Source organism: Streptomyces shaanxiensis, from assembly GCF_039537145.1.
Taxonomy (GTDB): Bacteria; Actinomycetota; Actinomycetes; order Streptomycetales; family Streptomycetaceae; genus Streptomyces; species Streptomyces shaanxiensis.
The window spans coordinates 399,919-413,424 of the sequence record NZ_BAAAZY010000012.1; the positions used below are offsets into that span (position 1 = coordinate 399,919).

A 13,506-nucleotide genomic window follows, 5' to 3' on the forward strand; every position below is an offset into this window, starting at 1 on the left:
GCGAACGCTGATGGAGGGCTGGGATGGCATCGGTCGGGGGACCTGGGCGACTGGGAGTGGTGTTCGTCCATGGCTTCAACTCGTCGGCGACGATGTGGGAACCCTTCACGTCGCTGATCGACCGGGACGCGGAACTGAATTTCGTCAGACCACTTCCGTTCTCCTACGACACCCGGCTGTGGCAGGCTGGTCCGTTGCGCAGGGTCCCCGACTTCGACACCGTGGCCGACAGTTTGAAGGAATTCCTCGACACCGAAACCGAGGGTTTCGACCGGCTGATGCTGGTCTGCCACAGCCAGGGCGGGCTGATCGGCCAGCGCTGTCTCGCCCGGATGCTCGCCGAAGGGCGCGGCAAGGATCTGACCCGGATGCGGCGGGTCGTGCTGTTCGCCTGCCCCAACAACGGCTCGCAGTTCGCTCTGGGGCTGCGTCGCGGACTGTTACGGCGCAACCCCCAGGAACGCCAGTTGCGGCCGCTGGATCAACAGATCACCGACACTCAACGGACTATCCTGCGCGATATCGTGAACGCACGGGAGGTCACCTCGCGGGCCTGTCCGATCCCGTTCTCGGTCTACGCCGGCGAGACCGACAACATCGTCACGCCAGCCTCGGCACGCAGCGTCTTCCCCAACGCGGCCGTTCTCCCCGGAGACCACTCCGGCATTGTGCGGCCCACCTCACGTGAGCACCGCTCCTTCTCCACCCTCAGGCGTCTGATGCTCACTACCGCCGGGGCCGACCTGATCACCGCCGAACCGATCACCACCGACTCGAGCACTTCCGAACCACCCACTCTCGAACCGTCCACCACCGGTGTGCCGGAATTCTCGGGTCCCTTTCCAGACACCGTCGCTGTGGTGCGGGTCGCCGAACGCATCCCCGACATGGACGACGCGGACTTCCGGCGGCAGGTGATCGGTCTGATGCGGCAGGCATTGGCGCCGCAGGCAGCGGGTTTCACCCCCGCTTTCAGGGCGCATCCGCGTGACCATTTGCTGGAGATCGTCGAGCGCTGCCAGTCGCATCGGATGCGCGCTGCCGCCCTGGCCGCCTTTCGGGACGCCGTCAGTGTCCTGCGCCCCGACGATTCGGCCACCGTCGAGTTGCGCGCGATGATCCGGGACCCTGAATGACGTCATTCAAGGATCCCGCACCTCCGGGCGGCCGCCGCACTTTACTGTGGTCCTGGCTCGGCCAACGGCGTAGACCCAAGCCAGCCATGATGGAGTCGGCCCCGGCGGAAGCGTCGGTGGACACGCCGGTGGTGGGAGGCGACCGACCGGACGGCGGCGGCTGGTCCGCCGATCAGGTCGATGAACTCTGCCGCGTACTACTGGGTTTCTCCGACCTCCACGATCCCCAGTTCTTCGGACAGGTCCTGCTCTCCGTCGGGAAGCGACTCGGAGGGGGCAACGCCCCCTTCGCGGTGCCGTACCACGCCGATGCCCGCAGTCATGTGGCGGCCCTGGTGCACGCCATGGACCGTCACCAGGATCCCGGCGCTGCCTTACGGGCACTCGCCGACGCATTGCACCTCCTGCGGGGAGACGAAGCCGCCACGGTGCGCCTGGACGGGATCGTGGATGAACTGGACCCCGCGGGGAGGCTTTCCGGGCCCAGGCTCAGAGCGGTGGTCGCCCAGTTCGACGCTATGAAGGCCCCCGTGCCGGTGACCCTTGCCGGCGAGGCTCTGAGAAGGGCCCTCCTCCCTGGAGAACCATCCGGTCTACGGGGAAGCGAGACCGTTGCCGAAATGGTCAGACGGCTCAACGACGCCCGTGATTTCACCCCTGGCGGCACGGAGGCGGCGACCCGTGTGCCTCTCGTACTGCGATTCCTGTCGGAGCTCGCCGACGATCTGTCCGAGACTGAGCAGGCGCTGTTGCGCAATCACGTCAGCCTGGCGGTGGGCGAGCTTGGGCTTCCGGCCGAGGTGGCGGACGAACTCTCCGGCCGCGGCCGACGGTTGGTGACGCAAGGCGAACGCCGGGTCCTGCAGATCCGTCTGCGCGAGGCCATACCCGGCAGACAGAAGTACACCGTCGACGCCGCGCTGTTCGACTGGACGGCGACCGGTCTGAGCCGGCCTCGCAAGCGGGAGATGCAGCGGCCCTTCAGCCTCAGTGAGCTCAGGGATTTCGGTCGGACGTGCCTCGACGACTGGTCCGACCTGGTCACACGGTTCGACGAGGCCAACTGGGTCCGGGTGGAGTTCCTGCTCCCCTGGTCGTTGCTGGGCCATCCCGTGGAGCACTGGCTGACGGACGGGCACGAGTATCGGCTGGGGCACAAGTACCCGGTGGTCGTGCGGTCGTTGGATCGGTTGGAGAGGCCGTCGTGGCGCCGGGACTGGACGCGTCGGTGGAGAACCCTCCATCATGCGGCCACGTGGCGACTGTGCGACGGAATCGCCTGGCTGGCCGTCGACACCACGGCGCAGAGCGAATTGGACGGCGAAGTACTCCACGTCCGAGGACGTGATGGAGAAGTGCGGACCTGGCTCGACGAGCGCCCCCAGACCACCGCGCTGGGACTCGGGCTCGCCTTCGCCTACGACCCGCAGAGCATGAAGCGCGCGCTCTGCCTTCAGGAAGCCGTGTGTGAGGGAGTCCCGCTCATCGTGTGGCGTCGGGACGGCGGCGACCCGGGGGAGCTCGCCCGGCGCGTGAACGAAGCCGTCGCCTTGCAGTTCTCCGAACTTCCCGACCATCTGAGGCGTTGGCGCCGGTCCGCCGCCAGGGACGACACCAAGGACATGCACAACCACCTGACCCTGCTCTGGGACGATCCCGAATGCGTTCGCCAGGAGACGGCTTTGATCGCACCGACCCCTCACCCACAGACGTCATGACGCCACCGAGCTCAGGAGGGCCGGTATGAACGAGGCCGACACGGGCGGCAGTTACCCCGATCCGGTGCCTCCGACGGGCGTCGCGGGCGGCGCTCCGGCGACCGCCCCGGAACCGGACTGGTGGATGTACCGCTGCGCTTCCGAGCCGCATGACGGCATCAAACGGCTGCCCGCCGCGCCGCCCTGGCGTTCCTTCGCTCATCTCGTCGAGCCCGAGGAGATCCTCGACCCACCGCACCCGACGGGGGCGGCCGAGTGGCGCCGACTGGGCCGTCATCTGCGAGCGGCCACGTATCAGGCGGACCGCGAGGAGATCCACCTGGTGAACATGGCCCTGCTGCTGCGCCGCCCGCTGCTGGTCACCGGACGGCCCGGGGTCGGAAAGTCCACTCTGGCCTACAGCATCGCCCACGAGTTGGGGCTTGGACCCGTGTTGCGCTGGCCCATCACCAGCCGCTCGACACTGCAGGACGGCCAGTACCACTACGACGCGATCGGCCGACTCCAGGACGTCGGTCTGCGGGAAAGGATGGCCGAACAGTCGGCGCGGACCGACGAGGGCACCCCAAGGGGCGTTCAGCCACCGGACATCGGTTGGTACCTGCGGCTCGGGCCACTGGGCACGGCGCTGCTTCCCTGGCGTACTCCGCGGGTCCTGCTCGTCGACGAGATCGACAAGAGTGACGTCGACTTTCCCAACGATCTGCTGCACGTCTTCGAGGAAGGTGAGTTCACCATCCCCGAACTTGCCCGTCTCAGTCAGCCGACGGCTCGGGTCATGACCGCTGACGACGGCGGCTGGGCACAGCTGCAGCAAGGGCGCGTCCGCTGCCACGAGTTCCCCGTCGTGGTAATGACGAGCAACGAGGAACGGGAATTCCCCTCGGCCTTCCTACGGCGCTGTATCCGTCTCGAAATCCGCCCGCCGGACCGGGCGAAACTGGCGCGGCTGCTGGCCGCTCACCTGCCGGTGTCCGAAGGGCCGCCGTTGTCCGTGCGCGAGGAACTCATCTCCGAGTTCTTGCGCAAGCAGGACGACGACGGGGCTGAGCTCGCCAATGACCAACTGCTCAACGCGGTGCGCGTGGCGCAGCGGATCTGGAACGACCCCGAAGAGCGCGATCTTGTCAGGGACCACCTGATGAGGCCGCTGAACGAAGGGTGAGCTCCGTGGACGACAGCCTGGCACGTGGGATGGCCCGGCTGCTGGCCGGGACGGACGCCGCGTCGGCGGAGGATATCGCGGACGCACTGTGGGTCGCCCGAGTCATCGGCAGGAGCGGCTCGCGCGAGGAAGGTCCGCAGGAGGAACCCGCACACGCCGACGACTTCGGGGCCGACGCTGGTGGGGAGACCTGGGCTGACGTCGGGTCCGGGAAGCGAGGCCGCCTGGGATCGAGGACCTCGGGGAGCTGGCTGTCCCGGCTGCTCGCACCGAGGAACGTGCGTCAGGACCGTACGAGGGACGCCCGCCGGCCCGTCGCTGCCCCGCCGCCCGCCGTTCCGCTGCATCCGGTGTCCGCAGGCATGGGTGGGGCGATGGCTCCCCGGGCCCCCGGCACCGAGAACAGCGGCGAGGCATCCGATGGGCTGGGCGCCGTCGTGCGGGTGCAGAGCGAACCGGCGCTGAGCGAATCCTTGTCGATCTCGCAGGCCCTTCGCCCTTTGAAGCGCCAGGTGCGGGCCCCCGGCGTCCAGAGGCTGGACGAAGCGGCGACGGCGAGGGCGACCTGCGAGTCGTCGGTGCTGATGCCTGCGTGGCTTCCGCACACCGAGCGCTGGCTCTCCATCGACCTCATCGTGGACATGGGGCCCTCGATGGTGATCTGGCGCCGGCTGGCCGCAGAGCTGCGCACCTTGCTCGAAGGACACGGTGCCTTTCGCATGGTACGCACCTGGTCCCTCGACAGCGGCGGACCCGAGCCGCGGCTCTCCCCGTTCCGCCGCAGGCAGGGCTCGGGGCCGAAACGGACCGTCCCCCTGGAACAACTGGCGGATCCCACCGGTCGGCGCGTCCTCCTGCTGCTCACCGACGGGGTCGGGCCCCTGTGGCACGGCGGCGGTCTGAGTGAGGCGCTGTGCCAGTGGTCCCGCAACCGCCCGGTGGCCGTGCTCCAGGTCCTTCCCCGCAGCATGTGGCACCGCACGGCGCTGCCTCCCGTGCCGGTGCTGGCCCGGCCGGGCCGGCCCGGTCACGCCACTCCACAGTTCCGAACCGAAACCGCGGTGCCGGGCACGCCGTCGCAGGTCCAGTGCCAACGCTTCGTGCCCGTGCTGGAGCTGGACGCGGACTGGATCGCCCCGTGGGCCCAGGTGGTCGCGGGACGCGCTGCCGGCTGGACACCCATGCTGGCCGTCCCCGTCGGCGGCTCCGAGGCGGACATCGCCGCGGCGCCCGACGAGCAGGTCGAAGCACCGACCGGCCTTGACCCGGCGACCCTGGTCGAACGCTTCCGGAGCGAAGCCTCACCGAGCGCCTTCGAGCTGGCCGGCTACCTCGCCGCCACCCCGCTGGTCCTGCCCGTCATGCGGCTGGTCCAGCGCACGATGATGCCGCGCTCCAAACCGGCGCATCTCGCGGAGGTCTTCCTGTCCGGGCTGCTGACGCCGGCCGACGGCGCCGCCACCGCCCCCGACCCCGGCGAGGATCCGGATCTACGCCTTTACGACTTCCAGCCCGGTGTCCGGGACGTGCTGCTCGACACGCTGACCCGGCAGGAGTCCCTGCGCACCCTGGACGTGGTGGGCCAGATATCGGGCAGGGTCGCCCAACGCCTCGGCGGCAGCCTCGACTTCCGGGCACTGGTCCCCGCGACCGACGCGGAAGGCACCTGGCACCTACCGGAGGGAAGCCTTCCGTTCGCCCGGGTGGCCGCCTCGGTCCTCGCCGGCCTCGGCGGTGAACACCGCGCGACGGCGACAGCCCTCGCCGAAAGGATCACCGCGGGTTCCGACGACCCCCCTCGCCCCGACCACAGGCCGCGCCGGGCCCCGCGGGCCACCCCCGCCCCGTCCCGCTCCTCGCTCGTCGTGCACCGGCCGATGCTGTTCGTCGGCCTGGGCGGCACCGGCTGTCTGATCGGTGCCGAACTGGAGCGTCGGCTCCGCACCGGGCTCTGCGGACCCGACGGAACCGCGCTCACCGACGTCGGCCTGGCCCCCCACCAGCTGCCCGACCACGTGCAATTCGTGTACGCGGACTACAGCGAGAATGAGCTGCAGCGGCTGCCGCAGTTGGTCGTGGACCCGTCCCTGCGGGCCGCGTACGCCCGTACCTCCCGGGTCACCCACAACCTGCTGTCGCACTTCGACAGCTCGCCCGAAGTGACCAGGATGCTGCGGGCGGTGATGCGCGACGAGGTCGCCGACTGGCTGCCGCCGCGCATCGACGAGCCGAAAGTCACCCCACTGCACGCCGGTGCCGGGCAACTGCCCACCATCGGCCGGGCAGCCCTGTTCGCCACGCTCCGGAACGGACTCGCCCCGGTCCTGGAACCGCTGCTTCAGGCGATCGACGGGATCGCCCGGTCGGCGAGCGGTCTCCGCAGCCGCAGGGTCGACGGCTGTGACGTGTTCGTCGCCTTCTCGGTGGCCGGTGGCACCGGCGCGGGGATCTTCCTGGACTATCTGCACCTGATCAACTACGCCTTCCAACTGCGCCGTTTCGACGGCCTGAGGATCCACCCGCTGGTCGTCATGCCGTCGGCGTTCCCGGCCGCCGCCGGTGGCGGGAGGGAGGCGGAGCTCAACGCGGCCTCGGCACTGGTCGATCTGTCCCGGCTGGTGGACGCGCAGAACGCGCCGGAGGGGAGCCAGCTCGGCGATCTCGACCGACAACTCGGGTTCGGTATCCGCTACCCCGGGAACGCACCCATCCGGCTGCGTCCCGGCATCCTGCCCACGGCGTTCCTGTTCAGCCCGACCGCCGGCATCCGCCCGGCCGACCTGCGCGACTCCATCGTCTCCCTGGTGACGTCACTGGTCGGCAGCCAGCCGGACGACGGCCCCTCCCGGGAACGCAGGACAGCCGCCGACGGCGACCCCACGACCTTCGCGGAGCGTTGGATCAACCGGGGCGTGCAACGCAGCGCCCCCTCCCCGACCGGCATCGGCCGCATGGGCCTCTCCACCAGCCTGGCCGCCACCCTGACCGCACCCACGGAACAGCTGGCCGACCTGGTGGCCGGGCGGCTGCTGCGGACCGGGGTCACGGACCTCGTGGTGCGATCCGAGGCGAGGTTGAGGGACCAGGCGTTGCCCATGATCCGGCAGCTGTTCGCCGACTCCCGCCTCGAAGAGCTATGGGAACGCAGACAGTTGCCGGTGCCCGAGCCCGATCCGGTGCCGCGTGGTGGCCGCGCCATCGAGCAGACGCTCGGCGAGCGCATCGAGTACATGCAGATGCTGCTGACCGACCTGCGGTCCCAGGCGGACCGCGCGGTCATCGCGATGGCCGAACGGTTCGCGCCGCGACCTGCCATCGAACAGCTGCTGCGGACAGTGGACCCCTTCCTCGCCGAACGCATCGTCGTCGGCGTCCCGGACAGCGAGGACCCCGTCGTCCGGCTCGGCTTCCTCGGCATGCTGGACCAACGGGCCAGCCTCCCGCAGCGTCCGCCCGGGGTGACAGCGCAGCCGCCCAAGGTCCCGCGGATCAGAGGCCAGTTGGGCGGCCTGGCGCCGGTCCGCTGGGCCGACGACGATGTGCAGGCGGCCGTCCAGGAGCAGGACGCCTGGTACCTGTGGTGCTGCCGGATGCTGTGGCATGAGGCATGGAGGACACAGCAGACGCACTGGAGGCCGCTGGCCGACGCGGTCCACACCGACGTCCGGCGGCTGGTGGACGTCTTCCACCAGCACGGCGAACAGGAGCCCAGGGTCTCCCAGCAAAAGGCCCTCGAACTGTACGAGGACCGCACCGGCATCGCGTATATGCTGCCGCCGCATGGCACCCTCAACCACGTGTACGAGGACGTCGTCACCCGGCTCATCCGCCGTGAGGGGCTGCGTGAGATGGACGACGAGGGGGCGCTGCTGCTCAGGTTGGTCGACGGCGACACCTGGCGCACCGTCCACGCGGAGAGCCGGGGCGACCCCGAGGACGCGGTGGCCCGGGTCATGGGTCGGCTGCAGGCCCGGATCACCCGGGTGTTCGCCGAGAGCGGCCTGCATCTGGAGGAGCGGCCGCTGCTGCCGTCCATTGCCACGCTGCTGGCCGCGGCGGCAGGCGACGCGGACGCCCGGGACCAGGTCGGCAAGGGGGCCCTCGACCTGTTCGGCCGGAAGCTGACCGGGCTGCTGCCGGTCGGGTTCACACCGGAGGGCACCGGCCTGCTGCGGGTCCTGGTCAGCCATCCTCGGGTGCAGCCCATGGAGCAGGTGCGTGAGTACCTCGGCAAGGCGCTGCGGCTGCCCTCGGACGCGAAGAACTCCGTGGAGTACCGGGGGGTGGAGAGCGACTCGATCACCGTGCTCCTCGTGCGCAGCGAGATGAGCCTCACCCAGGTGCCCGAGGCTCGCAATGCGCTGCGTCGGTGGGCCCGCGCGAAGGACTCCGAGCAGGCCGTGGACGTGCTGCGCTGGCGGCAGCGGCTCGGCTACCGGGACGGCTGGATCGTCAGCGATGTGGAGGACCGGCGCGTCATCCTGCACCGCCTGCTGTGCTGCATGTGGAACGGCCAGGTGGATGTCGTGGACGGCGACTCTGCCTCCCCGGACCGGATCCGGCTGCGGCTGTCCCCCGAGAGGGGCCCAGGCGTCCCCGGCGTACGGCTGCGGCTCGGGGACTTCCCCGGCGGTGTGTCCAGCTGGGCCGAGCTGCTGCGGTCGTACGAGCGCTGGACGATCCTGGACGAGCAGCCGACCGTCGAGGACTACTGCCGCGAGCTGATGGGGGCTCAGCCGCTTGGCCTCGTGCGGACCGGCAGCGACCCGCATCCGCTCTTCGTCACCCTGGTCGAGAAGGTCGCCCCGCGCCAGTTGGAACTGCTGAGGGAGCGCCGGGAGCGAGGCGGGGAACGGGTCGAGGGCTGGGTGCGCCCGCTGTGGGAGTTCTGGGCGGAGACGCTCCCCGCCGCCCTGGACACCGAGTTCGGCGACCCGCGCGCCCTCCAGCCGACCCTGCGCACCCTGCTGGAACACCTCCGCAGCGACACCCCGACCGCCCGCGTCACCCACGAGGACTTCTCCGCACCCCGGCGCACGGCTCTCGACGAGGACGACTGGGGGACGGCGCCGTGGGACGACGACAGTCCAGGTGATCGGCGGGGGGCGCCGTGGGACGACGACAGTCCAGGTGATCGGCGGGGGGCGCCGTGGGACGACGGCAGTTCAGGTGATCGGCGGGGGGCGCCGTGGGACGACGACGCGTAGTGAGCATCCCTCGCCTCCGCGGCCACCGGCGGAGTGGCTTCGCTCAGCCCGCCAGGTGCTTCTCGAACCAGTGGCTGGCGTAGACGTTGTCGTCGTAGGCCGGGATGTCCGTGTATCCGCAGGCCCGGTACATCGCCTGCGCTTCGGTGAGTGCGGCGTGGGTGTCGAGGCGTACGACGGTGAAGTGCCGTGCGGAGGCCTCCTGTTCGAGCGCGTCGAGCAGACGGCGGGCGAGGCCGAGGCGGCGGGCGTCGGGGTGCACCCAGACGTGGCGGATCTCGCCGACGCCGGGTTCCAGGCGCCGTAGCGCCCCGCAGCCCACGGGACGGTCTTCCTCGTAGGCGACGAAGAACGCCCCGGCGTCGCCGGACACCTCCTGCGGCCGTACGAGGTCGTCCTTGTCGAACCCCTCGGGGAACCGCTCGTCGATGTCGGCGGCGTAGGCGTCCAGGCAGGCCCGGGAGTCAGGTGCCGCGCCGTCGACGAGGGCGACGGTGATGCCGGCGAGGCGCAGCAGCCGCTGGGCGGTGGCCATCGCCCGGGTCAGTTCGGCGCGCTGTGCCTCACCGAGGCCTTCGAGGAGCCCGGCCGCGGCGGCGCCCGCCCGCCGGTCCTGCTCCGTCACCTCCACCCGACCGGCCGGGGTCAGCTCGATCACGCGCAGCCGGTTGTCCCTCGGGTGCGCGCTCAGCCGGATCATGCCCTGGGCCTGAAGCGCCTTGGCCATCCGGCTCAGATACCCGGCGTCCAGACCGAGCCGGCTCCTGAGTTCCCGCAGGGACGCGCCGTCGCCGATCTCGAAGAGCAGCCGGGCCTGCCCCAGCGGGCGGTCCTGGCCCAGGTAGTGGTCGTCCAGTACGCCGATGCGGCGCGTGAAGTAACGGTTGAAGCGGCGGAAGGCCGTCACATGATCCGTCGACACTGGCTCCATAGTTCTTTGACTTTAGTCAAATGCCGGGGCCCGGTCGACCCTCTTGATGTCCTTTTCATTCCTGTTTGTCAGGATGTTCAGTGATGCACCGCACTTTCGGCCATCGATCGCGCATGCAACACGGGGGCTGGGGCAGGTGGTCACGGTCCCCGTGGGTGACACCCGTGTGACTCAGGGGCACTGAACAGGAACGGAAGGCAACACCGATCATGACCGGACAGCAGGCGCAGCAGACGATTCACGCCAGCGGCGAGTGGCGCGACGCCGTCTCCGGCGCGACGCGCGAGATCCTCGACCCCGCGGACGCGACGCCGTTCGCCGTGGTCGCCGAGGGTGACGAGAAGGACACCGACCTCGCGGTCGCGGCCGCCCACCGAGCCTTCGACGGCGGCCAGGGGGAGTGGCCGCGCACGCCCGTCGCCGAGCGCGCCGCCCTGCTGCGCCGCGTCGCCGACCTCCTCGTGCGCGACCGCGAGAAGCTCGGCCTGCTGGAGAGCCGCGACGCCGGCAAGACCGTCGAGGAGGGCCGGGTCGACATCGACTGCGTCGCCGACGCCTTCCGTTACTTCGCCGACCTCGTCGCCGCCGAGGGCCCGGGCCGGGTCGTCGACGCGGGTTCGGCCGACATCCACAGCGTCGTCGTCCACGAGCCGGTCGGCGTGTGCGCGCTGATCACGCCCTGGAACTACCCGCTGCTCCAGGCCAGTTGGAAGATCGCCCCGGCCCTCGCCGCCGGCAACACCTTCGTCGTCAAGCCCAGCGAGATCACCCCGCTGACGACCGTCGCCCTCATCGAGCTGCTGGTCGAGGCGGGGCTCCCGGCCGGCGTTGCCAACATCGTGACCGGCCCCGGCCATTCCGTCGGCGCCCGGCTCGCCGAGCACCCGGACGTCGACCTCGTCTCCTTCACCGGCGGCCTGGTCAGCGGCACCAAGGTGGCCCAGGCCGCCGCGCCCGGCGTCAAGAAGGTCGCCCTCGAACTCGGCGGCAAGAACCCCAACGTCGTCTTCGCCGACGCCTGCGCCACCGACGAGGCCTTCGACACGGCCGTCGACCAGGCCCTCAACGCCGCCTTCATCCACAGCGGCCAGGTCTGCTCGGCGGGCGCCCGCCTCATCATCGAGGAGTCGGTCCGGGACCGTTTCGTGGCCGAACTCGCCCTGCGCGCGCAGAAGATCCGCCTCGGCCGCGGCGACGTCGACGGCGTCGAGTGCGGCCCGCTCGTCTCCGAGCAGCAGCGCGCCAAGGTCGAGGAGTACGTCGCCTCCGCGCTCGAGGAGGGCGCGGTGCTGCGCTCCGGCGGCAAGCGCCCCGAGCCGTCCCCGGAGCGGCCGGAGAACGGCTACTTCTACGAGCCGACCCTCCTCGACCACTGCCACCGCGAGATGAGGGTCGTACGCGAGGAGGTCTTCGGACCCGTCCTCACCGTCGAGACCTTCCGCACCGAGGACGAGGCCGTCGCCCTCGCCAACGACACCGAGTACGGCCTCGCGGGCGCCGTCTGGACCGCCGACGCGGGCCGGGCCCGCCGGGTCGCGGGTCGTCTGCGGCACGGCACCGTCTGGATCAACGACTTCCACCCCTACCTCCCGCAGGCTGAGTGGGGTGGCTTCGGCAAGAGCGGGGTGGGCCGTGAACTCGGCCCCGCCGGACTCGCCGAGTACCGCGAGACCAAGCACGTCTACCAGAACCTCGCACCGAAGCCGGTGCGCTGGTTCGCGGGCTGATCCCCCTCCCTCTTTTCTGAGTCAGCCCTGATCACCCCCCCTTGGAGTACCACCCCATGTCCGAAAAGACCCACGAATACGACTACGTCGTCATCGGCGGCGGCACCGCGGGTTCCGTCATCGCCTCGCGCCTCACCGAGAACCCCGACGTCACCGTCGCCGTCATCGAGGGCGGCCCGAGCGACGTCGGCCGGGACGACGTCCTCACCCTGCGCCGCTGGATGGGCCTGCTCGGCGGTGAGCTGGACTACGACTACCCGACGACCGAGCAGCCGCGCGGCAACTCGCACATCCGGCACAGCCGCGCCCGCGTCCTGGGCGGCTGCTCCTCCCACAACACCCTGATCGCCTTCAAGCCGCTGCCGTCCGACTGGGACGAGTGGGAGGAGGCCGGCGCCAAGGGCTGGGGCGCGGTGCCGATGGAGGCGTACTACGCCCGGCTGAAGAACAACATCGTCCCCGTCGACGAGCAGGACCGGAACGCCATCGCCCGCGACTTCGTCGACGCGGCGCAGGGCGCGCTCGACGTCCCGCGCGTCGAGGGCTTCAACAAGCAGCCCTTCACCGAGGGCGTCGGCTTCTTCGACCTCGCCTACCACCCGGAGAACAACAAGCGTTCCTCGGCGTCGGTGGCGTATCTGCACCCGGTGATGGACGAGCGTGAGAACCTCACGATCCTGCTGGAGACGTGGGCGTACAAGCTGGAGCTGAACGGCACGCACGCCGAGGGCGTGCACGTGCGCACCAAGGACGGCGAGGAAATCCTGGTCCGCGCCCGGCGCGAGGTCGTCCTGTGCGCGGGCGCCGTCGACTCGCCCCGACTGCTGCTGCACTCCGGCATCGGACCCAAGGCCGACCTGGAGGCGCTCGGCATCCCCGTGGTGCGCGACCTGCCCGGCGTCGGCGAGAACCTCCTGGACCACCCGGAGTCGGTGATCGTCTGGGAGACCCACGGCCCGATCCCCGAGAACTCCGCGATGGACTCCGACGCGGGCCTGTTCGTGCGCCGCGACCCCGAACACCAGGGCCCCGACCTGATGTTCCACTTCTACCAGATCCCCTTCACGGACAACCCGGAGCGACTGGGCTACCGGCGGCCGCAGTTCGGCGTCTCGATGACCCCGAACATCCCCAAGCCGAAGAGCCGCGGCCGGCTGTACCTGACCAGCGCCGACCCGTCCGTGAAGCCCGCGCTGGACTTCCGCTACTTCACCGACGAGGACGACTACGACGGCCGCACCCTCGTCGACGGCATCCGCATCGCCCGCGAGATCGCCGCGACCGAGCCGCTGGCGAGCTGGCTCAAGCGCGAGGTGTGCCCCGGCCCGGAGGTCACGGGCGACGAGGAACTGAGCGAGTACGCGCGCAAGGTCGCGCACACCGTGTACCACCCGGCGGGCACCTGCCGTATGGGCGCCGCCGACGATGAACTGGCCGTGGTGGACCCGCAGTTGCGGATCCGCGGCCTGGACGGCATTCGTATCGCCGACGCCTCCGTCTTCCCGACGATGACCGCCGTGAACCCGATGATCGGGGTGCTCATGGTCGGGGAGAGGGCCGTCGACCTGATCGGAGGTGAGGCGTGATGAGTACGACACCCAAGACAGTCGAGAACACGACGA

At 70.3% G+C, this 13,506-nt stretch carries 7 protein-coding genes; 6 read left to right on the forward strand and 1 reads right to left on the reverse strand.

The window, feature by feature from the left end; translation table 11 throughout:
• Positions 1-23: 23 nt before the first annotated feature.
• The 4 genes from ABD932_RS24840 to ABD932_RS24855 all read left to right on the forward strand — a co-directional run bounded on the left by ABD932_RS24840 (position 24) and on the right by ABD932_RS24855 (position 9,226).
• Positions 24-1,136 (forward strand): alpha/beta fold hydrolase, encoded by a 1,113-nt coding sequence (locus ABD932_RS24840; protein WP_345015725.1) that lies wholly within the window; start codon positions 24-26, stop codon positions 1,134-1,136.
• Between the two features lie 89 nt (positions 1,137-1,225).
• Complete coding sequence (locus ABD932_RS24845) at positions 1,226-2,854, forward strand: VMAP-C domain-containing protein (protein ID WP_345016384.1); 1,629 nt, start codon at positions 1,226-1,228, stop codon at positions 2,852-2,854.
• A gap of 124 nt (positions 2,855-2,978) precedes the next feature.
• The gene (locus ABD932_RS24850) at positions 2,979-4,019 is read left to right on the forward strand and encodes an AAA family ATPase (protein ID WP_425587521.1); all 1,041 of its coding nucleotides are present in this window, start codon (positions 2,979-2,981) and stop codon (positions 4,017-4,019) included.
• 5 nt (positions 4,020-4,024) lie between these two features.
• Entirely contained in the window at positions 4,025-9,226 is a 5,202-nt protein-coding gene (locus ABD932_RS24855) for an SAV_2336 N-terminal domain-related protein (protein WP_345015728.1), read from the forward strand.
• Positions 9,227-9,269: 43 nt separating this feature from the next.
• Here the strand turns inward: ABD932_RS24855 and ABD932_RS24860 are convergent, their stop codons facing one another.
• Positions 9,270-10,157 carry a GNAT family N-acetyltransferase gene (locus tag ABD932_RS24860; protein WP_345015729.1) on the reverse strand — a complete coding sequence of 296 codons (888 nt, stop codon included), beginning with the start codon at positions 10,155-10,157 and terminating at the stop codon, positions 9,270-9,272.
• 209 nt (positions 10,158-10,366) lie between these two features.
• On the opposite strand from ABD932_RS24860, the gene ABD932_RS24865 reads away from it, so the two are divergent.
• Positions 10,367-11,884, forward strand: coding sequence for an aldehyde dehydrogenase family protein (locus tag ABD932_RS24865; RefSeq protein ID WP_345015730.1), 1,518 nt, complete (start codon positions 10,367-10,369; stop codon positions 11,882-11,884).
• A gap of 56 nt (positions 11,885-11,940) precedes the next feature.
• Entirely contained in the window at positions 11,941-13,470 is a 1,530-nt protein-coding gene (locus tag ABD932_RS24870) for a GMC family oxidoreductase (protein WP_345015731.1), read from the forward strand.
• The last annotated feature ends 36 nt before the right edge of the window (positions 13,471-13,506 follow it).